20 protein-coding genes are annotated in these 26,887 nt (G+C 70.5%); 8 read left to right on the forward strand and 12 right to left on the reverse strand.

Annotated elements, in window-relative coordinates; translation table 11 throughout:
* Positions 1–15: 15 nt before the first annotated feature.
* On the reverse strand, positions 16–759 hold the full coding sequence (locus ACIQID_RS08160; RefSeq protein WP_400283652.1) for a phosphotransferase: 744 nt from the start codon (positions 757–759) through the stop codon (positions 16–18).
* 106 nt (positions 760–865) lie between these two features.
* On the opposite strand from ACIQID_RS08160, the gene ACIQID_RS08165 reads away from it, so the two are divergent.
* A complete protein-coding gene (locus tag ACIQID_RS08165; protein ID WP_400283655.1) occupies positions 866–1,303 on the forward strand; it encodes a hypothetical protein in 438 nt (145 codons plus the stop codon).
* A gap of 7 nt (positions 1,304–1,310) precedes the next feature.
* Here ACIQID_RS08165 and ACIQID_RS08170 read toward each other — a convergent pair whose 3' ends face one another.
* Together ACIQID_RS08170 and ACIQID_RS08175 are read right to left on the reverse strand one after the other, a co-directional pair.
* Entirely contained in the window at positions 1,311–2,156 is an 846-nt protein-coding gene (locus ACIQID_RS08170) for a transposase (RefSeq protein ID WP_400283658.1), read from the reverse strand.
* A 40-nt stretch (positions 2,157–2,196) separates the two neighbouring features.
* Positions 2,197–3,522 carry a VCBS repeat domain-containing M23 family metallopeptidase gene (locus ACIQID_RS08175; protein WP_331202224.1) on the reverse strand — a complete coding sequence of 442 codons (1,326 nt, stop codon included), beginning with the start codon at positions 3,520–3,522 and terminating at the stop codon, positions 2,197–2,199.
* Between the two features lie 178 nt (positions 3,523–3,700).
* Between ACIQID_RS08175 and ACIQID_RS08180 the strand changes: the two genes are divergently transcribed.
* The 3 genes from ACIQID_RS08180 (at position 3,701) to ACIQID_RS08190 (ending at position 6,172) form a co-directional block, all read left to right on the forward strand.
* Positions 3,701–4,006 carry a hypothetical protein gene (locus tag ACIQID_RS08180; RefSeq protein WP_400283661.1) on the forward strand — a complete coding sequence of 102 codons (306 nt, stop codon included), beginning with the start codon at positions 3,701–3,703 and terminating at the stop codon, positions 4,004–4,006.
* Between the two features lie 34 nt (positions 4,007–4,040).
* Positions 4,041–4,565: a hypothetical protein gene (locus ACIQID_RS08185; protein ID WP_400283664.1), complete on the forward strand. Its 525-nt coding sequence runs from the start codon at positions 4,041–4,043 to the stop codon at positions 4,563–4,565.
* A 200-nt stretch (positions 4,566–4,765) separates the two neighbouring features.
* Entirely contained in the window at positions 4,766–6,172 is a 1,407-nt protein-coding gene (locus ACIQID_RS08190; RefSeq protein ID WP_400283667.1) for a cell division initiation protein, read from the forward strand.
* Between the two features lie 66 nt (positions 6,173–6,238).
* Here the strand turns inward: ACIQID_RS08190 and ACIQID_RS08195 are convergent, their stop codons facing one another.
* The 3 genes from ACIQID_RS08195 to ACIQID_RS08205 form a co-directional block, all read right to left on the reverse strand.
* On the reverse strand, positions 6,239–7,306 hold the full coding sequence (locus ACIQID_RS08195) for a fatty acid desaturase family protein (protein WP_400283670.1): 1,068 nt from the start codon (positions 7,304–7,306) through the stop codon (positions 6,239–6,241).
* Between the two features lie 151 nt (positions 7,307–7,457).
* Positions 7,458–7,736: a hypothetical protein gene (locus tag ACIQID_RS08200; protein WP_331202221.1), complete on the reverse strand. Its 279-nt coding sequence runs from the start codon at positions 7,734–7,736 to the stop codon at positions 7,458–7,460.
* A gap of 194 nt (positions 7,737–7,930) precedes the next feature.
* The gene (locus ACIQID_RS08205; RefSeq protein WP_400283673.1) at positions 7,931–8,878 is read right to left on the reverse strand and encodes an intradiol ring-cleavage dioxygenase; all 948 of its coding nucleotides are present in this window, start codon (positions 8,876–8,878) and stop codon (positions 7,931–7,933) included.
* A gap of 369 nt (positions 8,879–9,247) precedes the next feature.
* Between ACIQID_RS08205 and ACIQID_RS08210 the strand changes: the two genes are divergently transcribed.
* Entirely contained in the window at positions 9,248–9,862 is a 615-nt protein-coding gene (locus ACIQID_RS08210) for a helix-turn-helix domain-containing protein (RefSeq protein ID WP_312673802.1), read from the forward strand.
* 9 nt (positions 9,863–9,871) lie between these two features.
* On the opposite strand, the gene ACIQID_RS08215 is transcribed toward ACIQID_RS08210, so the two are convergent.
* Positions 9,872–11,017 carry a low temperature requirement protein A gene (locus tag ACIQID_RS08215; RefSeq protein ID WP_400285723.1) on the reverse strand — a complete coding sequence of 382 codons (1,146 nt, stop codon included), beginning with the start codon at positions 11,015–11,017 and terminating at the stop codon, positions 9,872–9,874.
* 354 nt (positions 11,018–11,371) lie between these two features.
* Between ACIQID_RS08215 and ACIQID_RS08220 the strand changes: the two genes are divergently transcribed.
* Genes ACIQID_RS08220 through ACIQID_RS08230 form a run of 3 tightly spaced genes read left to right on the forward strand, consistent with a single transcriptional unit; the run spans position 11,372 to position 15,229 of the window.
* Positions 11,372–12,898: a sugar transferase gene (locus tag ACIQID_RS08220; RefSeq protein WP_331202219.1), complete on the forward strand. Its 1,527-nt coding sequence runs from the start codon at positions 11,372–11,374 to the stop codon at positions 12,896–12,898.
* 4 nt (positions 12,899–12,902) lie between these two features.
* Complete coding sequence (locus tag ACIQID_RS08225) at positions 12,903–14,096, forward strand: DUF1972 domain-containing protein (protein ID WP_400283677.1); 1,194 nt, start codon at positions 12,903–12,905, stop codon at positions 14,094–14,096.
* On the forward strand, positions 14,093–15,229 hold the full coding sequence (locus ACIQID_RS08230; RefSeq protein ID WP_400283680.1) for a glycosyltransferase: 1,137 nt from the start codon (positions 14,093–14,095) through the stop codon (positions 15,227–15,229). Before ACIQID_RS08225 ends, ACIQID_RS08230 begins: the two co-directional genes overlap by 4 nt.
* Before the next feature lie 21 nt (positions 15,230–15,250).
* Here the strand turns inward: ACIQID_RS08230 and ACIQID_RS08235 are convergent, their stop codons facing one another.
* The 5 genes from ACIQID_RS08235 to ACIQID_RS08255 form a co-directional block, all read right to left on the reverse strand.
* Positions 15,251–16,561 carry a hypothetical protein gene (locus ACIQID_RS08235; protein ID WP_400283683.1) on the reverse strand — a complete coding sequence of 437 codons (1,311 nt, stop codon included), beginning with the start codon at positions 16,559–16,561 and terminating at the stop codon, positions 15,251–15,253.
* A 10-nt stretch (positions 16,562–16,571) separates the two neighbouring features.
* On the reverse strand, positions 16,572–19,193 hold the full coding sequence (locus ACIQID_RS08240; RefSeq protein WP_400283686.1) for a right-handed parallel beta-helix repeat-containing protein: 2,622 nt from the start codon (positions 19,191–19,193) through the stop codon (positions 16,572–16,574).
* 196 nt (positions 19,194–19,389) lie between these two features.
* Positions 19,390–20,742: a polysaccharide biosynthesis tyrosine autokinase gene (locus ACIQID_RS08245; protein WP_303708542.1), complete on the reverse strand. Its 1,353-nt coding sequence runs from the start codon at positions 20,740–20,742 to the stop codon at positions 19,390–19,392.
* 55 nt (positions 20,743–20,797) lie between these two features.
* Positions 20,798–22,108, reverse strand: coding sequence for a hypothetical protein (locus ACIQID_RS08250; protein WP_331202214.1), 1,311 nt, complete (start codon positions 22,106–22,108; stop codon positions 20,798–20,800).
* Positions 22,109–22,119: 11 nt separating this feature from the next.
* Positions 22,120–26,841: a PKD domain-containing protein gene (locus ACIQID_RS08255; protein WP_400283689.1), complete on the reverse strand. Its 4,722-nt coding sequence runs from the start codon at positions 26,839–26,841 to the stop codon at positions 22,120–22,122.
* Between the last annotated feature and the right edge of the window lie 46 nt (positions 26,842–26,887).

Below are 26,887 nucleotides of genomic sequence, written 5' to 3' on the forward strand. Positions count from 1 at the left end.
AGACCGGCGGAACGGTCACCCGAGCGCGCACTGCCACACACCCCGATGCGCGGTGACGTAGTCGAGCACCGCCGCCCAGTGCGCCCCGTGACCCGTGCGGTACATGGTCCCCCACGGCTCGCGCCCCACCTCCGCTGACGAGCGCAGCAGATCGAGCATCGCCTGCGTGCGTCGGCGCATCATGTCCGGGAGCACCGCGCGCAGTTCCTCGTCGGCACCGTATCCGTCGACGAAGGCCGCGAGGTCTTCGGCGGAGCGCTGCGGGTCCCTGGTCGGATCCGGAAGCGCGAACGTCTGCGCGGAGAAGGCGAGGTCCCACGACCGGGTGCTCGGGGAGGCGCCGTCCCAGTCGATGAAGACCCAGCGGTCGCCGAGCATCAGATTCCACGGCGCCAGGTCGTTGTGGCAGATGAGCTCCTGCGCGGGCGCTGAGAGGGGTGGTTCCCAGATCGCGTCGGCAGCAGGGACGTACCGCGCCGAGACGTCATGGATGCGGCGGACCATCCCACCCACGCGACCGAGCTCGGCGGCGGAGAGCGGAGCGGCATCCATCGCGAGCGTGCCGGGGAGGAACTCGATGATCTGTCGGCCCTGCGGGTCTCTGCCGACCGGCTCCGGCGCATCGACGCCGCCGTCCCGCAGCGCCCGCACGTAGGCGATGACGTGCGGGGTCGCGGGTGTCCACCTCTTGCGGACGGTGTCACCGACCCGCACGACGGGTCCGCTCGCATTGCCGCCCTCGAGGACTTCCTCCCGCATCCCCCGAGCTATCGGAGACGCCTCCGGCAGAGATCACTCCTCCGGGTGACGAGGGATACCTCCCCCGACGGACGCCGCCCGCGAGCCTTGCCCGCAGAGTGGAGGTATGACACGACGACACCTCCTCCCCGCTGCCGCCCTGCTCCTCGGCGGCACCCTGCTGCTCGGCGGATGCGCCGCCGTGGAGGGTCTCGCGCACAAGCAGTCGACCCGGACCTTCGACGACGCCGACGCCTTCCGGGCGGACACGCCGGTCGACGCGGACTGGGTTCCGGACGACGCGACCGCTCTCACGCTCCGGACGTCGACCCTCGACGACGCCGACGACGCCGTCCTCCTGCTGACGAGCTCACAGACGCTGCCGGACGACTGCGTGGAGACGGAGCGGACCTCCGCCCCGACCTGGACTCTGGACGACGGCCCCTCCGCGTACGAGGCGAAGACCGTCTTCGTCTGCGGAGACTGGAGCATCATCCCGTCCGACGACGGCTGGTTCGGATGGACGCCGAACTCCGACGAGGAGAAGGCCTCCGCCGGGAGCTGAGGCCCGCTCAGAGGTCCGCGAGGGCCTCGCGCGCCGCCTCCACGGCCTCGGCAGCGGCGTCCCTCTTCTCCGCGGCCGCCGTGCGCCGCTGCTCCGCGGCGGGACGGTCGCGCTCGACGCGGTCGGCCTCCTGACGCAGCTTCTCCAGCTGCGCCTCCAACTCGGCGATGCCGTCCGCGAGCTCCTCGACGCGGTCACTCAGCGCCCGCACCGCCTCGTCCTCCTTCGTGAGAGCCCGCTCCGCCGCGGCCAGGGCCTTCTCCGCCGCAGCCACCTGCCGCTCCGCGTCCCGCCGCTTCCGCCGCTCCTGCAGTTCGTCCCGCGGGCGCGGGGGTTGCGGCTGCAGGGTGGGGAGCGTGCCGGCCACGGCGTCGCGGATGTCGTCAGCGGTCCCCGACGGCTCCAGTGCCCTCACGAGTCGTCCGGACGCGACGGCTGCAGCGGCGTCCTGATCGAAGAACGCCGCGGAGATCGTCTGCTCGACGGCGTCCCGCGTGGCCGCCGTGACGCGCTCGCCCCGCGACCCCGCGAGGTCCGCCGCACTCTCGGCGAGCCGTCGGGTCAGGGCCCGGCGCTGCCTGCTGAGCGTGGACAGTGCTCCGGCATCCAGATCTTCCTGCGCCTCGCGCAGCTCCGCGGCCAGCGCCAGGGCGTCCCCGAGCTGGGCGGCCCTCTCCTGCGCGAACACGTTGACCACCCAGGCGGCGACCGACGGCTTCCGCAACGCCTTCACCTCCGCGGCGAGCGCAGCGTCCTCGATCTCCTTCGCCGCGGCGTTCCGGCTGGCGGTGAACGATTCCGGCGGCCCCACATACAGCGCCGCCGCGATGTCGTCGAACGTCCCCGCGGTCATGCGCCCACGATACGCGTCCGGGGTGCTCGACCCCGGCCGGTCACTCGATCGCGAGGTAGTCCGCGGCGTCGGACGCCACGAGCACCCGCGCCCCGAAGGCGCCGTTCCCGTTCCCCGGGTAGAGGTAGAGCTGTCCGGCGGGAGTGCGCGCCAGCAGATCTGCGCGCCCGTCGCCGTTGTAGTCCACGCCGCCGGTGACCTCGGTGAACTCCTGCCAGCCGACGCCCACCTGTCGCGCCGTGCGCAGGCCCGACGCCCCGGTGTACAGCAGGAGCTGACCGTCGGCCGCGACCGCGACGATGTCGCCGCGTCCGTCCCCGTCGAAGTCGCCGGCGATGAGGTAGTGCACGCTCTCCCAGCCGCCGCCGATGGTCGTCTGCGGGGCACTCAGACCGCCGCTGCCGTTGCCGTGGTAGACCCTCAGGATGCCGGACCCGGACACCCCGAGGATGTCCTGACGTCCGTCGCCCGTGAAATCCGCACCCGAGGCGATGTGGCGCATGCTGTACCACCCCGAGCCCAGCCCGACCGCCCCACGGAAGCCCCCGCGGCCGTTTCCGGCGTAGTACTCCAGGACGCCGTCGGAGCGTGCCACCAGGAGGTCGGCATTGCCGTCCCCGTTGAGATCGGTGTGCGTGATGTGTCGTCGCGAGTTCGCCCAACCGCTGCCGAACAGCGTGGTCGGGCCGGCGAGGCCGCCGCGTCCGTTGCCTGCGCGCAACCGCAGATCGCCGTTCCCCGCGACCACGAGGAGGTCGACCTTGTCATCGCCGGTGAAGTCTCCGGCGCTGACGCCGGCGGGCGATCCGGCGCCGAGACCGGGGAAGAAGAGCGGGATGGTCCCCCCTCGCGTCACGTCGGAGAGACACGTGAAGCCCTGGTTGATCTGCGAGTAGACCTTGCCGTTCAGCCACACCTCGAAGTGGAGGTGATAGGCGGCCGAGTTGCCCGTGTTGCCGACGACGCCGATCTGCTGCCCGCGGAGGACCTTGGTGCCCGGCGCGAACCACCCCGGCGCCGCCATGTGCGCATAGCGGGTCACGTAGCCGCCCGCGTGCTGGACGTCCACGTAGTTGCCGTAGCCGCCGTTCGACGTGCGACTCTTGATGACCCCGTCGTACGCGGCGAGGATGGGCGTGCCGCCGTTGCGGGAGATGTCGATGCCGTCGTGCGCGCGGTAGTTGTTCCGGCAGCCGTCGCCCACCTTCGACTGGATGTTGCCGGACGCCGGGTAGACCATGTAGCCGTCCGATGCGGCGACCGCGGGACCGGCGGTGGAGACCGCGGGGACGAGCGCGCCGAGCACGATCGCGAGCACGGCGACGATCCCGATCCGGCCCCGGCGCCAGCGGGACGTGCGCGTCATCTCGAAGCTCTCTCTTGGTCTGCGGGCCCCAGGACAGGTTGTCTCCCGCGGTCACCGTACCAAGGGCCGGGGCCCCGCGACGCGAACGCCACTCCCCCGGTCTGCCGGGATGCCCTCCGAGACCGGCGATCGCACACAGGATCCGTACGCCGCCGCACTCGGGTGTACCGTCAGCATCATGGGAAGACTCCGGTACGACGGGCACTCGGATCCGATCCTCATCGAGGACGAGACGCTCGCGCATCTGAAGATCGTCATCGGCACGAAGCTCCGCCGGCAGGAGAGCTTCATGATGACCTGGCTGCCTGTCGAGGGCGGCGTCGACCGGCGTGCGAGCGTCTGGATCCATCCCGCCATCCCGCTGCAGTTCGGGTTCGACGAAGCCGAGCCGCCCACCGTGGACCCTCACCGGATCCAGGAGATCATGCGGGCCCTCAACGCCTCCGGCGAACTGGTCCTCGATCACCTGTCCGGCCCGCGCTGACGCGCGACCGCGAGCCGACCGGGAGGTCGTTTCCATGGACACGGTCCTCACCGTCGTTCTCGTCATCGCCATCATCGGTCTCCTCGTCGGCGCCGCCTTCCTGCCGGGATGGGTGCGGCGCAGCTCCACCGCGGCCGGCGCACGCGCGGGCGCGCGGTTCACCGCCGAGCGGATGACGGAGCTGCTCGCCGACCTCGGCGCGACGCTCCGGATCCAGTCGCCGCCGGAGGTCGCGGCCGCCCTCGTGCGCGCGGCGGTCACGGGCCGCGAGAAGGACTACACCGTCCTCGCCGACGGCACCGTCGGCATCCGCTTCGTCGAACCGGACGACACCGCCGTGCATCTCGTTCCCGATGCCGAAGGAGCTCTCCTGCGCGTGGAGACGTTCCGGGACTACCTCGGCTTCCCGCAGACCGCGCCGCTGTGGCGGGAGCTGCGGGAACGGGCGACCGCCGAGGCCGCGGTGCGCGGGATCGGGGTGAGCGACGGACCCGTCTCCACGTTCGAGCGCGGTGACCTGCTCGACGACCGCAACGCCCGCTGGTTCCGCCGCTCCTGACGTCTCACTGCCCGCCGGTGCAAATGGGGGTCACGATTCACAGGCGACGCAATTAGGCTAGACGCGCGCCGCGCCCGCAGGGACTCCGACGATGACCCGGTCGTGGCGCACGCCGGGGGCCTCCTTCCCCGCGCTTGCGAACCCGTCCACGGAAACGAAGACCGCTTCGTGTCGCGGACACGCCAGAAAGGCTTGAACCCATGAGCGATTCCTCGGGCACTCCCCGCGACGACGACCGGTCGCCGGACTTCTTCGATCAGCTGATCGAGACCACTCCGCGCGAGTCGTCCTCCTCGTCGACCTCGGCGTTCACGATCGGCTTCCGCGGCTACGACAAGGGCGAGGTCGACGCCGCGCTGGCATCGATGCGCACGCAGCTCCAGCAGGCGGCCGATGAGGTCGCCGAGGCGAAGGCCCGCGAGGCCGAGTCCGTCGAGGCGATCAAGGCTGAAGAGCGCGAAGCCCGCGAGGCCCTCGAAGCCGAGCTCGCCGCGGCGAACGCGAAGGCCTCCGACGCCGAGCAGCAGGTGGCGACGCTGACCTCCGAACTCGTCGACATGCCGCAGGCCGATGGTGAGGAAGCTCCTTCGCGTCAGCAGTTCGAGGCGATCCTGCGCGTGGCCGAGGAGCAGGCGAACGTCCTCATCCAGAACGCGGCCGTGCAGGCCGACCGCCTGATGACGTCTGCCCGCGAGGAGGTGGCCGCGCAGCGCGCCGAGGCGGAGGCGGACGCCGAGCGCATCATCACCCAGGCTCAGCGCGACGCCGACCAGGTGCGCCTCAAGATGGAGACCGAGTACACGGCCCACGAGGCGCGCATCGAGCGGGAGGCGGCGCACGCCGCGGAGAAGGTCAGCCAGGCCTCCCAGGAGGCCACCGCCATCCGCACCGAGGCGGAGAAGGGCGCCGCCGCGCTCCGGTCGCTGGTCACCCGCGAGACCACGCAGCTGCGCGGGGACGCCGAGCGCGAGGTCCGCGAGATGAACGCCCGCGTGCTGGAGTTCGAGGAGACCCTCACCCGCCGTCAGGACGACGCGCAGCAGGAGTTCCTCGTGCTGCACAACCAGGCCGTCGCGCACGCCGAGCGCATCACGACCGACGCGAACGAGCAGGTCACGGCCTCGCTGGAGCACGCCCAGCGCATCTCCGCGAAGGCCGACGGCTACGAGAAGCTCATGCGCTCGCAGGCGCAGGCCATCGAGGCCGACGCCCAGGTCCGCGCCAGGGAGATCCTCGAGCGTGCCCGCGTGAAGTCGCAGAAGATCGTCGACGCGGTCACCGGTCACACCTCCACCGTCCTCCGCGATGCCGAGGACCGCGCCCGTCAGCTGCGGTGGCAGCAGCAGCAGCTCACCAGCTTCATGGCCGAGGTGCGAGAGCTCATCCGCCCCGACGGCATCTTCAGCGACGACGGCCTTCCCACCGAGATCGCGGTGACCGAGGCCACGATCGACGAGGACGACGACGAGAACGACGACGACGTCCTCGAGGCGTCCGTCGAGAGCTTCCGGGGCGACGAGGTCCTCGACGACGAGTTCGACGACGACCGTCCGCTGGAGAAGATCACGATCGACGTCGTCGAGACGGACGACTCCTCGAAGCGCTGATCCCGCGCGGACACGACGAAGGGGCGAGCAGGTGATCTGCTCGCCCCTTCGTCGTCTCGTGAGGCCTCAGGCGCGGCGGAGCTGTGCCGCCGCCGGGCAGTCGAACGGGTCGCGCGCCGCCAGGCCCACGCGGTTCAGGTAGGCGATGACGATCGCGTACGACTGCCCGAGGCTCGTCTCCGTGTACGGGATGCTGTTCGCGGCGCAGTAGTCGCGCACGATGCCGCGGGCCTTCGACAGGTGCAGCCGCGACATGTTCGGGAACAGGTGGTGCTCGACCTGGTGGTTGAGGCCGCCCATCAGCCCCGTCACCCACCATCCGCCGCGGATGTTGCGCGACGTGCGCACCTGCTTCGAGAAGAAGTCGAGCTTGGCGTCCGGGGCGATGACCGGCATGCCCTTGTGGTTGGGGGCGAAGGACGCGCCCATGTACACGCCGAAGACCGCGAGCTGCACACCCAGGAACGCGAAGGCCATGCCGACGGGAAGCAGGAGGAACAGCGGCACGAGGATGACGGCGAACCGGAGGACGATGAGACCGAGTTCGGTCCAGCGCCCCTTCACGTTCTTCTGCGTCATCAGGTGCTTCAGGCCGAGGTAGTGCAGGTTGAGCCCCTCGAGCGTCAGGAGGGGGAAGAAGAGCCACCCCTGCTTGCGCGTGATGAGCCGCACGATGCCGCGCGACTGCGCCGCATCCTCCTCCAGGAAGGAGATGGTGTCGACCTGGATGTCGGGGTCCTTGCCGACCTGGTTCGGGTTGCCGTGGTGGCGGGTGTGCTTGGAGTCCCACCAGTGGTAGCTCATGCCGATGATGCCGGCGAGCACGCGCGCCAGGCGGAAGTTCGCCGGCCCCGTGGAGAGGATCTGGCGATGCGCCGCCTCATGGGCGAGGAAGGCGACCTGCGTGAAGACGATCCCGAGGGCGGCCGCGATGAGGAGCTGGAACCAGCTGTCCCCGAGGAGGAGGAAACCCGCGACGCAGCCGGCGAAGGCGACGACCAGGGCGGCGCCGATCAGCGTGTAGAACACCGGCGTGCGCTGCAGGAGCCCGGTCTCCTTCACGACCTGCTGCACGTCCCGGTACGCCCGGGTGAGAGGCGGGAACTCGGCGTTCCCGGCGTAGGTCTGACGCACCGGGCCGAGGGTGGCGGTGACGGACGGGGAGGATGTGCGGGAGATGATGCTCTCCTGTCGATCGGGAGCCCTTGAGCTGAAGAAGCCAAGGGCGGTTGCCGATCGCTGTGGCCACACTAACCGCGCTCGCATACGCGAGGCGGCATACGTGTCAGGCCCGTGCCCGCCGCGGTCGCCGACGGGGCGTGCGCGGCGGTGTCGCCGAGGCCGCCGGTCGTGCGGGCTGCTGCGCGGCGGCGAGCGCGCGGAACGCGTCGTCGAGCGAGGGGAAGGACCCGAGGTCGGCGCCGCGCTCGTCGCGCAGCCGGTGCGTGGCTCCGTCGAACTCGACGAAGCCGGCGAACTCGCCGTTGCGAGTGGCGACGTGCACGTCGACGTCGGCCTGTTTCCAGGTGAGAGGGATGGAGGAAGGGACGGTGGTGGTACTCATGCTCATGCTCATTGCTGTGGGGCGGGCGCGCTGTCGCGCTCCGCACGTGAAGAGACCGAGGGCGGATTCCGCGCGCGTCGATGTGCGTGGTCCGTGGATGGCCCTGATCAGTGGCGACGAGGCGGCCGAGAGGGGGCGAAACGCACACGTTGCACGATCAGCTTAGCAGATCCACGAACCACGCGCCGAGAGCCTCAGCTTCCAGGCGGACGACCGGCACCGCCGGGCGCGGCGCCGGCGCTCGGAGCGGTCGTCGTGTCGACGCCGACCACGAGCGTCGCGGTGTATCCGCCGGTGACGCTCCCCGTCGTCGTCGCCAGCTGCGACGCCCCGCCGTCGTCGCCGAAGACGTTGTCGGAAGTCAGGGAGATGCGCGCCAGGTTGTCGGCCGACCCGGAGTAGGCCGTCTCCGCATAGACCGCGCCGCAGGCGTCCTCGGGCAGCGCGAGCTGGGACGTGGCGATCGCGTTCGAGGCGTCGGTGATCGCGGTCGCGTCCGGGTAGACCTCGAAGTGGATGTGGGGCCATCGTCCCGAGTAGCACCCGGGGAAGATCGACGTGAAGGAGACCCTGCCGTCGTCGTCCGCGACCTGCACCCCCCGCAGGTAGGAGACGTCTTCGAGGCCCGACGAGTACATCGAGTACTCTCCTTGCGCGTTGCAGTGCCACGCGTAGACCGCGACGCCGGCGAAGGGCACACCGCCGTTCGCGAGGTCGAGGATCTGGAGCTCGAAGGAGAGCGGGACGCCGTCGGCCGTGGCGCCACCGTCGATGGACGAACGGATGTCCTGGCGGATGATCCCGGCCTCGTCGAGGACGTCCGGTCCGTTCGAGCCGTCGCCCGGGTAGGGGCCGGCGGTCTCGTCGGGGATCTCCGTGACCGTGCCCGACGCGGTGCCGGTGGCGCTGGGCGTGGATGTCGCGGTCGTCGACGACGACCCCGTGGCGCCGGGCGCGCAGGCGGCGAGGACGACGGCACCGAGCCCGAGGCCGCCGCCGATGAGAAGGCCGCGACGGCTCATCAGCGTCCGAAGGTCGAAGGCCACGCCCTGGTCGACCACCTCCTCGTCCGCGCGATCCAGCAGTCGTCCTTCGTACATGGGGCCCTGCGGGGTGGGGGTCGGTTCGGGGATGCGGCTCATGATGTGCTCCTCTCGAGCGTCGGCGGCGTTGCCCCCATGCTCGGCGGGTGAACAATCAAGAAGCTATGCGTGATCCCTGCGACTCCTGTGGAGTCGGGAGCAGAGCGGAGGATGCGGGGACATCGCTCCGCTCTGCAGCGCTGGCGCTCGAAGAACTCGGCGGACAACGCAGGGCCGGGGCGATGGGGGGGATCGCGCGCGCGGCCACGAAGACGGCCGTCATGCAGGGGACATGCGCAGCCGTAGCGCATCCAGTGGAACACGCCACTTGGCACCTGTCAAGTTTTTCCCGGACACCTGTCCAGAACGGCCGAGATGCCATAGCATTGCCCGCACCGATCCCGAAGGGGACGAGACCGGGGGCACAGCATGACGACGGCGAACAAGCGGGCCGAACGCGCAGGGGTGGACAAGTTCGCGCTCCGCCGGCGGGCGCTGGCCGAGGCGGCCTTGGAGGCGATCGCCGAGCGGGGATTCGCGCGGACGGGACTGCGCGAGATCGCTCAGCATTCCGAGCTCTCGCACGGGTCCCTGCACTACTACTTCACCGACAAGAACGACCTCATCGCGGAGGCCGTCCGGATATCCAAGGGCGGACTCGGCGACCGCTACCTCGCCGTCCTGGAGAGGGCGGAGACCGCGGAGGATCTCGCGGCCGGAGCCGCGGAGGAGCTCGCCAGGAGCGTGCACGACGACGCCCGTCTGCACCGCCTCTGGTACGACCTCCGCAACCAGTCCCTGTTCGAATCCGGCTTCGGCGACACGATCGCGGAGGTGGAGGCCGACCTGCAGGACGCGATCTGGCGCGTGGTCGAGCGCTACTCCGAGCTGTGCGGGCGCCCGTGCCGCTTCACGCCGCTCTTCGCGTACGCCCTCACGGACGGCATGCTCCAGCACGCCCTGATCCGCCACCTGCGCGGCGACACCGAGGCGATCGCGCGGCTGCGCCTCGAGTGCCGGGAGCTCTTCGCCGCCAGCGTCTGACGCCGCGGATCACTCGTCCGTGACGACGCCTCCCCGAGGAATGGGCGGCCGGATCACCAGCACGACCACGATCGCCACCATGACCGTCGCCGTCAGCGCCACGGGCACCGGCACGAACGGATCGAGCAGGACGAGCAGCGCGCCGATGGGGATCACCGTGTTGACGACGCGGTCGGCGTTGTCGCGGATCGCGATCCACCAGATCCCGAGGAGGAAGACGGCGATCGGGACCGAGACGGTGAACGTGGCGATCACCGGGGCGAGGTGGCTCTCCCCCGTCATCACATCCAGCTCGACCTCGACACCGGCGGAGAACGCCGCGGCCGCGGCGAACACGAAGTAGTGCGTGTAGCCGTAGCGCAGGGAACGCCCCAGGGTCGTGATGGCCCGGTGGTGGGGCGGCCAGAAGTAGATCCACCACAGCGCGGCGGTGACGATGAAGGCCAGCGCGGAGATGGCGAGGAGCGGACCGAGCGCCTCCACCTCGTCCCGCGCGTCGATGATCGCGTTCGCGGAGGCGAGGAGGCTCTCGCCCAGCACGATGAGGGTGAAGAGACCGTAGCGCTCGGTGATGTGGTGCGGGTGCCATGGCGTCTGTCCTCGGCGCTCGGCGAACACCGGGACGCTGACCTCGATGAGCGCGAACACGACGAACGCGACGAGCTGGACCGGACCGGACGGGATGAGCAGGAACAGGATCCACAGCACCTGCACGCCCGCGATCCCGAGCGCGTACCGGAGCGCGACGCCCCGGAGCGGCTCCTCGGTCCGCGAGGCGCGCAGCCATTGGGCCACCATCGCGACGCGCATCACCACGTAGCCGACGACGGGGAGCGTGAAGTTCCCCTCGTCGAACGCCTGCGGGACTCCGGCGGCGAGGATGAGGACGCCCGCCATCTGGGCGAACGTGGCGATCCGGTAGGGCCAGTCGTCGGTGTCGAACGACGTCGCGAACCAGGTGAAGTTCATCCACGCCCACCAGATCGCGAAGAAGAGCATCGCGTAGGAGGTGATGCCGTGGAGGAAGTCCCCGTGGCTCAGCGCGTGGTGCAGCTGGGCCGAGGCGATACTCACCGCCACGACGAAGACGAGGTCGAAGAAGAGCTCCAGCGGGCTCGCCGCCCGATGCGGCTGACCCGGGTCCCGCGGTGCCATGGGACGCAGGTGGAAGCGGGAGCTCGGTGTCTGGTGCGCGGTCACCGCGAAAGACTAGCCCCGCCCGCCCGGCGCTGTGCGGTATTCCGGAACGGATTTCACCGAGTCCGCGGAACGGCTTCCCTCCGACGAGCGGATCCGCTACAGTGTTGGACGTCTGCAGTGCCTGCTGCACGCCTCGTCGGTTGGGACGACGAGGACCTTCACGATGTGGGATCGCGAAGCATCAGCAGGACCCGAGGGGTCGGGACGCAGACGTGTCCGTGAACGTGGGGTTCACGGTCTGGGGAAAACTGGGGAAACGATGGCGCACTGGGGTTATCTGCGTACATTCACGGCTCAAGGGGCCTCGGCATGACTTCCGTCGAGGATGCTCTGAGCATCGCTCGTACGGGTTTCACGCCGATCACGGCACCGCGAGCGACCGCGTCGGTGACGCCTGCGGCGAGCACGCCGCGTGTGTCGGCGACGCTCGAACGACGCCGCCAGTGGGAGCGTCGCTATCGGATGCGGCTGCGGATCACGGATGCGGCTGTCATCCTGATCGCGGTCGCACTGACGGCGATGGTCCAGCTGGTCACCGGCGTCGCGGTGATCGAGGCCGTGCGCAACGCCGCATTGCTGGGTCTCGCCTGGTACCTGATGCTGTCGGCGCTCAACAGCCGAGCCGCCGCCATCTTCGGGTCCGGGGCCACGGAGTACCGTCGCGTCGCGCACGCGGCGGGACTCGCCTTCGGCATCACCGCCATCGCGGGCGTGCTCCTGGAGTGGGAAGGACTGCAGCCGCTGTTCTTCATCGCGCTCCCGGTCGGCATGCTCGGTCTCCTCTTCGCCCGCTGGACCTGGCGTCGCTGGCTGCAGCGGCAGCGTCTGTCCGGTCGGTTCGCGTCGAGGACACTGGTGGTCGGCGCCACCGAGGACGTCGAGTATGTGATCGACTCCCTGCAGAAGGGCGGGGAGAACGGCTATCACGTCGTGGGGACGACGTTGCTGGATCGCAATGCCGGCGCGCTCAGGATCGGGGAGAGCATCTACCCGGTCGTGGGCGATCTGGACACCGTCGCTGCGGCGGCGGCACAGCTCGGGGCGGACACCATCATCGTGGCGAGCCGCCCCGAGGGGTCCCCCGACTTCGTCAAGCAGCTCAGCTGGCAGCTGGAGGGCACCGCCGCCGAGCTCGTGCTCTCCAGCCGGCTCACGGACGTCGCGGGCCCGCGCATCTCGCTGCGCCAGGTCGACGGCCTGCCGCTGATCCAGGTGAAGATCCCGACGTACGAGGGCGGGGTCCACCTTCTCAAGCGCGCGCTCGATGTCGTCGTGGCCACCGTCGCGCTGATCCCGATCGCGCTGCTCACCCCGGTGCTCAGCGCCCTCATCAAGCTCGACTCCCCCGGCCCGGTGTTCTTCTTCCAGGAGCGCGTGGGACGGGACGGCCGCCGGTTCAAGATGGTGAAGTTCCGGTCGATGCGCACCGACGCGGAGAAGCAGCTCGCGGCGCTCAAGGAGCAGAACGAGGGCGCCGGTCTGCTCTTCAAGATGAAGGACGACCCGCGCGTGACCCGCGTCGGGAAGGTGCTGCGCAAGCTCTCCCTGGACGAGCTCCCGCAGTTCTGGAACGTGCTGGTCGGCGACATGAGCGTCGTCGGTCCTCGTCCGCCGCTGCCCAGCGAGGTCACGGCCTACGACGGCACCGTGTTCCGCCGGCTCTACATCAAGCCGGGCATCACGGGTCTGTGGCAGGTCTCAGGACGCAGCGACCTCTCGTGGGACGAGAGCGTGCGGCTCGACCTGCGGTACGTGGAGAACTGGTCCGTCATGAACGATCTGCAGATCATGTGGCGCACCGCGAAGGTCATGGCGCAGCCGAGCGGGGCATACTGAGCGGATGAGCACTACGACACCCCTCACGATCGCGATGGTGGGGACCCGCGGCGTGCCTGCCGCCTACGGCGGGTTCGAGACGGCCATCGAGGAGGTCGGCCGCCGCCTGGCCGACCGCGGGCACGACGTCGTCGTGTACACCCGCGGCTCCGAGCACCGGGAGAAGCAGTACCTCGGCATGCGCGTGGTGCACCTCCCCGCCGTCCCCGTGAAGCAGGTCGAGACGCTCAGCCACACCGGGCTCTCCGCCCTGCACCTGCTCTTCCGCCGCCGCCCCGACGCGACCTTCGTCTTCAACGCCGCGAACTCGCCGTTCCTCCCCCTGCTCCGGCTGCGCCGGGCGCCCGTCGCCCTGCATATGGACGGCCTGGAGTGGCGTCGTTCGAAGTGGGGTCCGCGCGGCAAGGCCTACTATCGCTGGGCCGAGCAGTTCGGTGTCCGCACCGCCGACGCGCTCATCGCCGATGCTCCCGGGATCTCCGACTACTACCGCCACCAGTTCGACGTGCCGACGGAGCTGATCCGCTATGGCGCGCCGATCCTCGACGAGCCGCCGACGCATCGTCTGGCCGAGATGGAGCTCACTCCCGGTGGCTACCACCTCGTCGTCGCGCGGTTCGAGCCGGAGAACCATGTGCTCGAGATCGTCCGCGGCTACCGGGCCAGCGCCGCGCGCCTGCCGCTCGTGGTCGTCGGGTCCGCGCCGTACGCGGCCGGGTACATCCAGGAGATCCGGAACGCCGCCGAGGGCGACGAGCGGATCCGCCTGGTCGGCGGCGTCTACGACCAGGAGCTGCTCGATGCGTTCTATGCGCACGCCGCCACGTACCTGCACGGTCACTCCGTCGGCGGCACCAACCCTTCGCTCCTTCGCGCCATGGGAGCGGGCACGGCCGTGATCGGCTACGAGGTGCCCTTCAACCGCGAGGTGCTCGACGGCAACGGGTGGTTCTTCGCCGATGCGGACGACGTCGCCGCGCATGTGACCGCCGCCGAGGCTGATGCGGCCACGCGCGATGCGCATGCCGCCGCCGTGCAGGAGATCGCCCGGACACGATTCCGGTGGGACGACGTGGCCGACGAATACGAAGACCTCGCTCGCCGCCTCGCCGAGGGCTCCAGCATCCATCCCTCCGCCCGGCGGGCACGTCGACGGAGCACGGACTGGGCTCCCACCCCCGCGGACGCGGCCCGATGACCGCGGGAGAGAACCGCAAGACCGTCCTCCTGGTGCATCCCGGAGCGGAGATGTTCGGGTCCGACCGCATGCTCCTCGAGAGCGCGACCGGCCTCGTCGAGGCGGGAGCCCGCGTCGTGGTCGCCCTGCCGAGCACGGGTCTGCTCGTCGCGCCGCTGCGAGAGGCCGGCGCGGAGGTCGTCATCCTGCCGATGCTCGTCCTGCGCAAGGTGCTGCTCACCCCGCGGGGACTGCCGCGCCTCTTCCGCGACACGTTCCGCGGTCTCGGCTCCGCGTGGCGGCTGATCGGACGCCTCGGCCCCGACGCGGTCTACGTGTCGACCATCATCATTCCGCAGTGGCCACTCGTCGCCCGGCTCCGGGGCACGCGTGCGGTCAGCCACGTCCATGAGGCCGAGGCCTCCGGCAACACGCTCGTGAACCGGCTTCTCTACGCGCCGCACCTCGCCTCCGCCCGGACCCTGGTGAACAGTCGGTTCAGCCTGGACACGATCCGACGCGCGCTCCCTGCTCTCGCCGCCCGGACTCGCGTGGTCGCCAACGGCGTCGCGTCACCGGAGCACCCGGCTCCGCCGCGCTCCCGCCTCGATGGTCCCCTCCGCGTGCTCTACGTGGGCCGGCTCTCGCCGCGGAAGGGTCCCGACCTCCTCATCGATGCCGCCGCCGCGCTTCAGGCCGCGGGCACCCCGGTCGAGGTCACGCTGCTCGGCGCGGTCTTCGAGGGGTACGAGTGGTACGAACGCGATCTGCGCGCGCGGGCCGACGAGACCGGGGTCCCCGTCACCTTCGCCGGGTTCCACCCCGACATCTGGCCCTTCCTCGCCGCGGCCGACGTCCTGGTCGTACCGTCGCGGGTGGACGAACCGTTCGGGAACACCGCCGTCGAGGGCGTACTCGGGCTCCGCCCGGTCATCGCGAGCGACAGCAGCGGCCTGCGGGAGGCCGCGGGCGGATACGTCACCGCGCAGCTCGTCGCTCCGGACGATGCCGACGCGATCGCGACCGCGCTCGAGGATGTCCGCGCACGCTGGGACGACCATGTGGCCGGCGTCGCGGCGAGCCGGGAGGAAGCCCTGCGTCGGCACGCCCCCGCGGTCTACCGCGCCGGCGTCACCGCGGGCGTCCTGGACTGACCCGCGAGGAGCGCCCGCGGATCACACCGATGCGGGGGTGTCGGCGGTCAGCCGCGCCCGGTTGCGCACGATGTAGATCGAGAACGGGATCAGCTGGCAGACGAGCAGCGCGAACGCCACGCCGACCAGCGGGCCGACGATGCCGAGGATCGGCGTCAGCACGAAGGCGAGGATGATCCCCACGGCGGCCATGCTGAGCGTCGGGATGACCTGGAAGCGGATGCCCGGCTTGTCCATGATGAACATCCCCAGCGGGTACACGGCCGCGGTGAGCATGATCATGAGCCCGAACGCGAAGATCGCGGTCGGCCGCACCTCCAGCTCCCCCTGTGTGATGAACCCGAACAGCCAAGGACCGATGAGCCACACCAGCACCGTCGCGAGGGCGACCGCCGTGGCGAACAGGGCGGAGAGCAGGAACGGCCCGCGGCGCAGGTCGCCCTGGTGGCGCATCCGGGCGAAGTGCGGCCAGAGGGCGAGCCCGCCGGCCATCACGAGGCCGTTGAGCGCGAAGAAGACCTGGCCGGCCACCCCGTACTCCGCCACGTCGGCCGGGCCGCCGAGCTGGGCGATCACGTAGCGCTGCGACCCCACCGCGATGGGATAGGTCACCATCTGCGCCAGCATCGGCCAGCCGACGTCCATCACCCGGACTCCGGGGAACCGCCGCGGCCGCAGCACCATGCGGGCGGCCTCGGGGATCAGCGGAGAGGTGGTGCGCGCCGTGATGAGCACGCCCAGGATCGAGACGATGAGCGAGGCGGCGAACGACGCCATCGCCGCATAGGAGTGGAGGTCGTCGCCGCCGAACGTGAGGAGCAGCCAGACGCCGGCGAGGGTGAGCGGCGAGATGAGGCCCTGCAGCAGGATCACGATGTGGTTCTTCCGCTGCCCCAGCATGATCCGCGCCCAGATGCCGAGCGGGATCCCGAGGCAGAAGATGGTCACGCAGAAGAACGCCGCCAGCGACGCCCCGGGCTGTTCGCCGGCTTCGCCGAAGATGAGCTCCCAGGCTCCGGTGGCGAGGAGCACGGTGTTGATCGCCATCGCGGAGGCGGCGAACAGCAACAGCACCCGCCCGACGGAGGTCAGCTGGTAGCGCAGCTTCTCGTCCGTCCGGACGTCGTCGCTCGTGGCCACGGCGTTCACGAGCACGGCGCCGCTGCCCAGGTCGGTGAACGTCAGCAGCGACGGGATCGTGGTGAGCAGCGTGTAGAGGGCGAAGCTGCCGACGCCCGCGTCCCCGATGATCATCCGTGTCGTGAGAACGCCGCAGACCAGCGCGATGACCATCGTCAGCGCGCGGGCGCCGACAGCGAGAAGAGAACCCATACCTAGATCGTCACCGCGGCAGGGCCCCCAGGGTCGCGCTGTTGCCGGGGAGTCGCGATACCGAGGCGATATCCGCCGGGACGGGAACCGCGATCGCGGCCTGCCGCTGCGCCTGCGCGGGGGTCAGCGCGTACGTCGCGGACACGACGGACGCTCCCTGCACGAACTGCGAGCGCCGATCCTGCCCCGTGGCCGCGGTGAAGGCCGCGAGAGTGTCAGCCACGGCCGGATCCCGCGAGACGGATCCCTTCGACCATGCCGAGAACCACCGGGGGGTGCCCGGAGCGGTCCGGTGATAGAGGTTGCCGTTCACGCTCGACATCATCTGGGAACCGGTGAAGGTGGTCGAGAAGTCCTGCACGCAGACGAGGCAGTTGCCGGCGCTCTCCGCCATGACGTTGTTGGACATGACGGTGTTGCGCACGACCCACGGCGCCAGGGGCGCGTAACGGGTGCGGGGATCGTGGCCGGCGGCGTTCGGATCGGAGGCCCGGCGATCGTCCTGGCCGATGCTGATGTTGCGGTTCGCGTTGCCGACGAACGTGTTGTTCCAGATCTTCACGTTGCCCGCGTTCAGCACGAACAGACCGAACTCGCCGTTCCTCGCGATGATGTTGTCGGCGATCGTCGCGCGCTCCGACAGCTCCACCATCACGCCGTGACCGGTGTTGCCGATGACGTCGTTCCCGGTGAAGACGATGTCGATCGTGGACTCGTCGAACCACGGCCCACGTCCGGCGTTCTCGGTGAAGGCGCTGTCGGCCACCGTGACGCCGCGGGTGCGGGTCACCTTGAAGGCACCCGACACCGGGGCGTGGTTGAAGTGCTCCGCGTTGTTCCCCACGGAGAGCATCTGCCGCACCTTCAGCCCGTCCGCCTGGGACGCCCCACCGCCGAGCAGGCCGTTGCCGATCAGCGAGACGCGCGTCAGCGTGGTGCGCAGCGCCCACGAGTAGAACCCGGTGGTCGAGTTGTCGCGGATGGTCACGTCGGCCAGGGTGATGTCGTTCGCCGCGGCGACGACCGTGCCCATCTGCGGAACGCTGGTGGCGTATCGCCGGACGCCGATGCCGCGCACCTCGGAGCCGGCGGAGCGGATGGACAGCGCCTGCGTCAGGACACTGGCCTCCACGGTCTTGCCCGTCGGATCGGTGCCGATCACGAGACGCTTGGCACGGTCGTCGACGAAGAAGGTGCCGGCGACGACCTGCGCAGCCGAACCCACCTCCCGCAGCTGCGCACCGGCGACCCAGACCTGGTCCGGGTGCGCGGCCATCGGATGGGCGGGATCGACGAAGCGCCAGTCCGCGTTGGTGTTGTCGGGCGCGCCCTTGGTGTACGTGGGGCTCGAATCGAGAGCGGTGCTCCAGCCGTCGACGACCCAGGTCTTCCCGGAGGCCTTCCAGCCGGTGACCACCTTCGCGCCGTCCATCCAGACCGCCTCGTTCGGCGCCGGCTGGATCGTCACGCGCTTCTGCGCCGGGACGATGACCTCTTCGTGGTACGTGCCTCCGCGGAGGACGATCGTGCCCCCGTTCGGCACCACCCGGAGGGCCGCGGCGATCGTGCGCACCGGCGCGCTCTTCGTGCCCGCGGCGGCATCGGATCCGCTCGGGGACGCATACACCGCCGTGGCGGGCACGGGATAGGAGAGGGATCCCGGAGCGGCGGCTCCCGGCTTCCCTCGCACCCCGGCGGGCGTCGTCGGCGGCGCAGGAGTCGTCGGCGTCACGGGCGGGGCCGGAGTGGGAGCAGGAGCCGGAGTCGGCTTCGGCGCCGGGGCGGGCGCGGGGGTCGGTGCAGGCGTCGGTGTCGGCGTCGCGGCCGGGGTCGGCGCGGTGACCAGGAGGTCGTCGATCGCCAGAGGGACCGCGGCCTTGGCCCCGGCGGACGTGTACAGCGCGAAGCCGTAGCCGCCGGCGGCCGTGATCTTCGTGGCCGACGAATCCGTGTGCGTGACCTGCCACGCGGCGGGTTCGGCGCTGCCGTCCGCCCATGCCTTCGCGGACAGCGTCACCGGGTTGGTCCCCGTGACGTCGAGGGCCACCCGCAGGGTCGTGCCGTTCTTGACCGTCATCGGCAGGCGTCGCTCGCTCAGGCTCTGCACCGTGGTGAGATCGGTCATCCGGACCACGGAGACGTACGCGGATCCGTCGGGATGCACCCGCACGCGGACGCCGTAGGAGTCCTTGCCGACGACGCGTACGGCCTGCGCCAGGTACAGGGGGCCGCCGACGGGCAGCGTCGGGACCGAGACCGAGAAGCGACTCGCCACGTCTGCGGCCGTGACTCCGGACACCGTCGCTCTCGCGGTGATCCCGGGCTTCCGGCTGGCGAGCATCGCCCGCCCGTTCGCGACGCTCGAGGTGCCCTCGACGACGCGCCAGGCGCCCACCGAGGAGGCGCCCCACCCGGAGGCGACGGTGCGATCCATGCCATCGGACAGGAGGGGTGCGGCGGCCGCCGCGGCTGGTCGGACAGAGGGCGCGACCGCCGCGGAGGCGGGAGCGGCGACGAGGACGCCGGAGAGGGCGACGGCGGCGCCGACCGCGGCGGCGAGGAGGCGGTGGCGGCGTCGGGGCACGCCGGGCGGCGTGACGGGCGAGCGACGGACGAGGAACGGAAGGGACACGATGTCACCGTTTCTGGGGCAGACTGCACGATCAACCCACGCTTCGCCGCAGTTTCAACCCCGGCGACAAAGAGCGAGCCCCCCTCGCAACCCATGAAGAATAACCGCCCCTCTGGGCGAAGGCAAACGTTTCGCCGTCATCAGCCGATATGCTGCGTGCTCGCTCGGCGGTCGGCCGCGAGGGCGTCAGCCCCGCTCACTCGCTGTAGTACTCGCTGCGATGACGGTCGGGACGGGCGCGGTTGAGCACGGTTCCGAGGATGCGCGCGCCGCCCGACTCCAGCGACTTGATGCTCTTCGCGAGCGCGGCGCGACCGGTCTTGGTCGCGTCCACGACGAGGATCACGCCGTCGGTCTGGGTGGCGAGCAGGTTGGCGTCCGCGACGCTCAGGGTCGGCGGCGAGTCGATGACGACGTAGTCGTACTCCGCAGCGGCGAAGTCGAGGAGCTGCGCCATGCGGGCCGACGTGAGCAGCTCGGCCGGGTTCGGCGGGATCGTGCCGGCAGGGAGGATGTCGAGCGTCGTATCGGCGACGCGGTGCTTGGCCACCTCGAAGCCGACCTCGTCGAGCAGGACGCTCGTGAGCCCGACGGAGCCGTCGATGCCGGCGTGCTCGTGCGCCCGCGGGCGGCGCATGTCCGCGTCGATGAGCAGGACCGAGTTGCGCAGGGCCGCGAGGGTCATCGCGAGGTTCACCGAGACGGTCGACTTGCCCTCGGCGGGCATGCCGGAGGTCACCAGGAGCACCTTCACGCGAGACGACACGTTCGCGTAGGCGAGCGCGGACCGGATGCGCCGGAACTCCTCGGAGGTGTGACCGAGCGGTTCCTGGGCCACGGCGATCCCCCGCGCCTCCAGCAGCGGCGACTTGGAGACCACGCCGAGGACCGGGTCGCCGCCCGCCTGCGTCAGCGCCTCTTCGTTGCGGACGCGGGTGTCGAGCACGCCGATGAGCACGGCGGCCGCGAGCCCGAGGACGCCGCCGAGGAATCCGCCGAGGAGGGCATCACGGGGCTTGCTCGGCGTGAACTGGAACTCCGGGACGACTGCATCGTCGATGACCTGGGCGGTGATGGTGGACTCGCCCTTCGGGTCCTTGGGCGCGACGTCCTTCACGACCTCGATGAGCTGCTCGGCCACGGCGTTCGCGAGCTCGGCGGAGGATTCCGCGTCGTCCGTGATCCCGGTCACCCGCAACGTCACGGTGCTCTGCGGGATGGTCACCTCGATGTCGCGGGCGAGGGCGCGCGGCGTGGTGTCGAGGTCGAGCTCCTCGATCACCGGTTCGAGGACGCGGGAGCTCGTCGCCAACTGGGCGAAGGAGAGCATCTGGCTCTGCGTGTACACCGAGCCCTGGTTGAGATCCGAGGCGCTCGTCCCCTGGTTGAGGGCGAAGTAGAGCGAGGTCGTGGCCTGGAACAACGGCGTCTGCAGAGACGCGTATCCGTACGACCCGGCGGCGCCCACCACGCCGCACAGGACGATCAACCACCAGAACTTGCGCAGCGAGCCCGCGATCACACGCAGGCTGACCCGGCTCTCCGCCATGACTCCCCATTCCCCCTGAGGTCTCGATTCTAGAGGAGCCACCTGACCGGTCCCCTCACGTCCGCCGCACCTGTGGAACGGCGCCGCTCGTCGGCCCCGGGAACGCACCGGCCCCTCCGTCCCGGAGGAGCGCGTCGTCGGCCGCGGTGTCCCGCCCGCCGGCGTCCCGCGCCCAGGTGATCGCCAGACCGACGCAGAACCAGAGGAACATGCTGTACTGCGTGATCAGCGCCACGACCACCAGGCTCGGAAGCTGCCCGACGACCGCCAGGGCGGCGGGGCTGCGCGTCGAGCGCCGCACGGCCATCAGCGCCGCGCAGACGACCGCCGCCATGATGAGCAGCGTCGGGATGTACCCGTAGCGAAGCAGCGTGAGCACGAGGGCGTTGTCCACCGAGCGGGCGAAGTAGCCGAGGTAGTAGTCGCCCGACACGAGGGAGTGCCAGTCGCCGGGGTTCCCGAACAGCTGCACCTGCTCGAGGAGCACGAGCAGATCGGTCCGGTAGTCGGCGCTGCCTCCGGCCTCGTCGCCCGCCGCCCCGAACACCGAGTCGATGACGGGGATGACGATGGCCGCGCCCACCACTCCGGCGAGGGCCACGGTCACCCGGAAACGCGTCGAGACGCCCACGATGAGGAAGGTGGAGAGCACGAGGGTCAGCACGAGGGTGAGCAGCCCCGCCCGGCTGAAGGTGAAGACGGTCGCGACGGCGATGAGCACGACACCGCTGATCTTCGGGAACAGCCGCCACCTGGTCGCCACGACGAACGCGGAGGACATCGCCAACGCCGCGCCGAGGGCGATCGAATGACCCCACGCTCCCTCGGCCCGCAGCACGCCGCCCCGCTCCTGGAGCGGACTCCAGGTCTCGTACACCACTCCGGAGCCCGGGATCAGGACGAACGGGTTGAAGGAGGTGACGAACTCCACGATCGCGAGCGCGGCGGCGACGATCGCCACGACGGCGATCGTCGAGGTGACCCATTCCGGCGCCACCCTGGCGAGGACGACACGGCCCCAGATATAGGGGATGACCCACTCCAGCAGCGCGGCGACCAGCGAGGGGAGGTCCACCGTCCCGAAGCCGTACAGGCCGACGACGATCACCACGAACACGGCGACCCAGGCGTCCGCCGCGCGCAGCGGCACGACAGACCAGTTCACCAGGATGAGCACGACCGTGAGGAGGGTGATCGCCGCCCAGTAGAAGCCGACGTTCACCCCCACCCAGAGCGGCACGAAGAACAGCACGCACGCCCACACGACGAAGGCTGCTCGCGGCATCAGCCGGAGCGCGAACACGACGATGGCCACTGCCGCGATTCCGCCGATGGCGAGGAGCGCGATCGGAACAGCAGTGGCCATGCGTCAGGATCTTACTGCGGTGCGGTGACGCGGAACGAATCGAACGACACGCCCAGCGGCGCCGTCGCGCTGCCGGAGCGGTTGCCGCTCAGACCCACCGCGCCCGCGCCCAGGGGCGCCGCGTCCGTCGTGGTGATCTGCCAGGCTGCGGGCTTCGTCGTGTCCGTCGGCCAGAACTTGGCGGACAGCGTCGCCGACGTCGTCCCGGTCACCGACACCTCGAGGTTGTACGAGGTGTTCGCCGCCCACACCAGCCCGGGCACGGCCTGCGTGCGCAGGACGGTCCCTTCGCGGTGCACGACGAGCCAGACCGTGCCGTCAGGGCGCAGCCACGCGCGGACGAAGTACTTCCCCGCCGCCGACTGCCGCGCGATCACACCGATGTAGGCACCACCCGCTGCCGGCGCCTGGTCGACCCGGAACTGCGTCTCGAGCACCGTGTCGGCGACCGAGGTCGTGTTGAGCGTCGCGTGACGGGTGTCCCCGGCGATGAGGTTCAGCTTGGCCTGACCGTCGGCGACGGTCGCCGCCGCCTGGGACCCTCCGGCGATCGTCCACGCACCGCCGACCGTGGCGGTGCCCCAGCCAGGGCCGGCGGTGCGGTCGAAGCCGTCGTCCGCCACCGGAGCCGGCTGCGGCTCGGGCTCCGGCTCGGGCTGCGGGTCGACCGGCGGCGCCGTCACGGTCACCGGCTTGCTGGTGGTGTGCGTCGCCCCCTTGTCGTCCGTGACCGTGAGCTTCACGGTGTAGGTCCCCGCCGCGGTGTAGGTGCGGGTGCTCGTGGCGCCCGTGCCCGTGGTGCCGTCGCCGAAGTCCCACGCGTACGAGGCGATGGTGCCGTCGGAGTCGGTCGATCCGCTGCCGTCCACGGCCACCGTGAGGTTGGTCGCGGTCGCGGTGAAGGCGGCGGTCGGCGCGACGTTGGCGGGCTCCGGCTCAGGCTGCGGCTCCGGCTGCGGGGCGGGCGCCCCGAGGTTCTTCACCGTGAAGTCGTCGAAGCTGGCCAGGTTGGTGCCGGTGGCGCTGCCCGCCCGGTAGGAGAACACGGTCGGCGCACCGGCGACCTGCAGGGCCGGGGTCGCGTCCGTGGTCGTGAGCTGCCAGTTCGCCGGCTCCGCCGACCCCGCCGCCCACAGCTTGGCGCGGATGGTCGTCGTGGACGAACCGGTGGTCTCCATCAGGAGGGTGAACGAGCTGCCCGCGCTCCAGGTGAGCCCGGAGACGGCCGTGCTGGCGATCGCCGTGCCGTTGCGGTGGATCACGAGCCAGGTCGTCCCGTCGGCACGGTGCCAGGCGAGAGCGCGGTAGCCGGCGGAACCGGAGCGGCGGGCGCCGAGTCCTTCGTAGGCCACCCCGGTCGAGGGGCCGGAGGCGAGCGTGTAGCTGATCCGCGCCGAGGAGTCGAGGAGGGATGTGCCCTGCAGCAGCATCTCGCGCGTCTCCCCCGGCGTCAGGTTCACCTTGCCGACCCCGTCGCCGACGGACAGCACCGTGGCGGAGCCGCTCACCGGCGCCCAGGTGCCGCCCTTGTCGGCGGCGCCCCAGCCGCTGGAGACGACACGGCCGAACGCGTCGGACGCGGCGAACACCTGTGCCGTCAGGGTCACCGTCTTGGTGGCCGTGGCCGTGGCACCGAGGCTGTCGGTCACGGTGAGGGTGATCTCCCGGGAGCCGGCCGCGGCGTAGGTGTGTCCCGCGGTGACCCCGGAGCCGGCGGGAGACCCGTCGCCCCAGTTCCACGCGTAGGTCAGCGTGGCGCCGTCGGACGCGCTCGACCCCGCCGCCGAGACATCGACGTTCAGTCCCGACGCGGTCGCGGTGAAGGCCGCCACCGGGTCGGCGTGCGAGGCCGCCACCTGCCGGGTGGTCGAGGCGCTGCCCCCGCGATCGTCGGTGACGGTCAACGTGACCGTGCGGGTGCCGGCCGAGGCATACGTGTGCGTCGCGACCTGCCCGGTCGACGTCGTCCCGTCTCCCCAGTTCCAGGCGTAGCTGGCGATGGAGCCGTCGGAGTCCGACGAGGCGGACGCATCGGCCGAGACCGTCAGCCCGTTCGCCGTCGTCTCGAAGGAGGCGGTCGGGAGCACGTTCGGCGCCTTGACGACGACCGGCTTCTCGACCGACGTGGCGAGTCCGTTGCTGTCGGTCACGGTCAGCGTGGCGGTGTACGTGCCGGACTTCTCATACGTGTGACTCGTCGTCTTGCCTGTGGCCGTCGCGGAGTCGTCGCCGAAGTCCCAGCGGTAGCCGGCGATGGTCGCGGATCCCGCAGCCGTCGACGCACCGGCGTCGAACGCGACGGCGAGGTCGGTCGCCGTGGCGGTGAAGTCCGCCGTCGGAGCCTGGAAGCCCTTGCCGATGCCGTAGTGCGTCTTCACCTGCGTCGGGGTGAGGGCGAACGGGTACACCGCCACCTCGTCCATCGAGCCCTTGAAGTACTTGGAGCTCGGCGAAGAGGGCCAGCCGGAGATGGTGTCACCGCCGATACGCCAATATCCCACTTGATTCTCGGCGGTGGTCGCTCCGGGGAGCGACGACGCGAGCTGACCGTCGATGTAGAGCTTCATCCCGTCGGCACTCTGCGTCGCGACGGCGTGATGCCACGCGTTGTCGTTGAGGGCCGCGTTGTTCTGCACCGTCTGCGTGCTGCCGTTGTACGTGCCGAAGACGAGCCGTCCGTTGTTCGTCATGTAGAGATGACGGTCATAGCTCCCCGAGTCGCCCGAGATCGCCGACCCGTAGCCGAGCAGCTTTCCGCCGCTCGTGGTGTTGGTCTTGAACCAGAGCTCCGTGGAGAACTCGGACGGAGCGGCGATCCTGTTCCCGGAAGCCACCCGTCCCGTGCTCGTCCCGGTGAAGGTCGAGGCACCGGTGGCAGTGTTCTCGACGCCCGACGTCGACGCGCTCACGCCCGAGTCGAAGACCGGGGTGTTCGAGCCTGCCCAGTCCTGCGGCGCGGTGCCCAGCGGGTAGTAGAGCTGCGGCCCGTCCGCGATCACGGCGTTGACGTAGTTCGACACGGCGCCGGCGGCCACGGTCACGCTCATCGCCTGGCTCGTGACGGTGTTGCCGGCACTGTCCTTCGCGACGACGGTGTACTCCTGCGTCGATCCGGGGGCGGCGTTCTTGTCTTCGAGGGTCACCGAAGGGCGATCCCACCACGTTCCGCGGGCGGTGGTGGTGGCGATCGGCGTGGTGGTGCCCGTACGACGCAGCTCGTAGGTGAGCGTGAGGTCGTCACGGTCCCAGTTCGCCGGGATGGACACGCGCACCCGGCCCGGGATGAACGACTGGGCGGTACCGGTCCAGTTCGCACCGGACAGGCGAGGGCCGTCCTTCGCGCCGCCGGGCGGGTTCGTCGAGAAGCGCACGAGTCCCTCGAAGCGCCCGTTGTTGACGGAGCGGAACTCGCCGCCGATCGAGATCATGTTCCCGGCACCGGTGATGGAGAGTCCGGCCTGACCCATGCCCGTCGTCACTCCGACGGCCCAGTCCGGCGTCCAAGCGTAGGGAGACGGTGCGGGGGTGCCCGCCCAGTTCTTGTACGTGCCGCCGGCCGCGGGCTGGTTGCCCAGCAGACCGCGGGCGTCGGCCGTGTAGGCCTCCGAGTAGCGGTGTGTGCGCGGGTTCTGCTCCGGGTGCAGCCCCATCGTGCCGCACGCGTGGGTGTGACTGGTCGTGTAGACCGTCTTGCCGGTCGAGTAGACGCCGTAGTGGTCGCCGAGGCAGTCCGCGATCCAGCGGACCTGGCCGCTTCCGGCCTCGGCGGCGAAGGTGCCCTCGAGGTTGCCCGTGGCGGCGTCCGCATAGACCCAGCCGGTGCCGTAGACGGCGTTGGCGTCGGCGGCGAGTCCGAAGATGCCTGCCTTGCCCGAGTTCGCCCCGGTGTTCGAGCCGTTCTTGACGGTCTGCGGGAGCGCCCAGCCGGTGTCCACCGCGCCGGTGCTCTTGTCCAGAGCGACGGTGCCGCGCATCGTGAGGTCTCCGTTGACCTGGGAGAAGCGGCCTGCGGCGATGACGTTCTGCCCTGCGGGATCCATCACCATGGCGTCGACCTGCAGGTCGCTCTGCGGCGCCCAGCTGAGCAGGGCACCGTTCGTCGCGGAGAACGCGGCGAGGTTCTTGCGCGGCGTGGCGTTGCCCTGCGTGAACAGGCCGCCCACGTAGACGCTCGACCCCGACGTGGCCAGCGCGTACACCCCGCTGCCGCCGATCGAAGGCGAGAACCCGGGCACGAGCTGGCCGGTGACCGCGTCCAGCGCCGCGAAGTTCCAGCGGGTCTGGCCGTTGACGGCGTTGAAGGAGCCGCCGATGTAGATGCGGCTGCCGTCCGGCGAGGCGGCGACGGCCTTGATCACGCCGTTGACCTGCGGGGCGAACGGCAGCAGCTGACCGGTGTTGATGTCGTAGGCGAGGACGTTCGAGCGCGCCGTGAGACTCGTGCCCGGCACCGCGAGCGGGGCCCGGGCGTTGTCGAACTTGCCGACCGCGTACACGGTGGAGCCGATCGTCGTCTGCGCCCACACGTACCCGTTGTCGATCTGCACGGTCGGGATCGGGTCCGACGTCACCACGTCGTCGTTCCGCTGCAGCAGCGGCGGAGGCGTCGACGGCGTATCGGCCGCCGCGGCCCCGGTCGCCCCCAGCGTGGTCATGCCCGTGATCAGCAGCGCCGCCGTCACGACCGACGCGAGTGCGCTCAGCGCCCGCCTCGAAGTGGATGTCTTACCCATGTTGCTCCCCAGCCCCAGATTTCTTCTTCGAAAGGTGTCACGTACG

Source organism: Microbacterium sp. NPDC091676 (assembly GCF_044756645.1).
Taxonomy (GTDB): Bacteria; Actinomycetota; Actinomycetes; order Actinomycetales; family Microbacteriaceae; genus Microbacterium; species Microbacterium paraoxydans_D.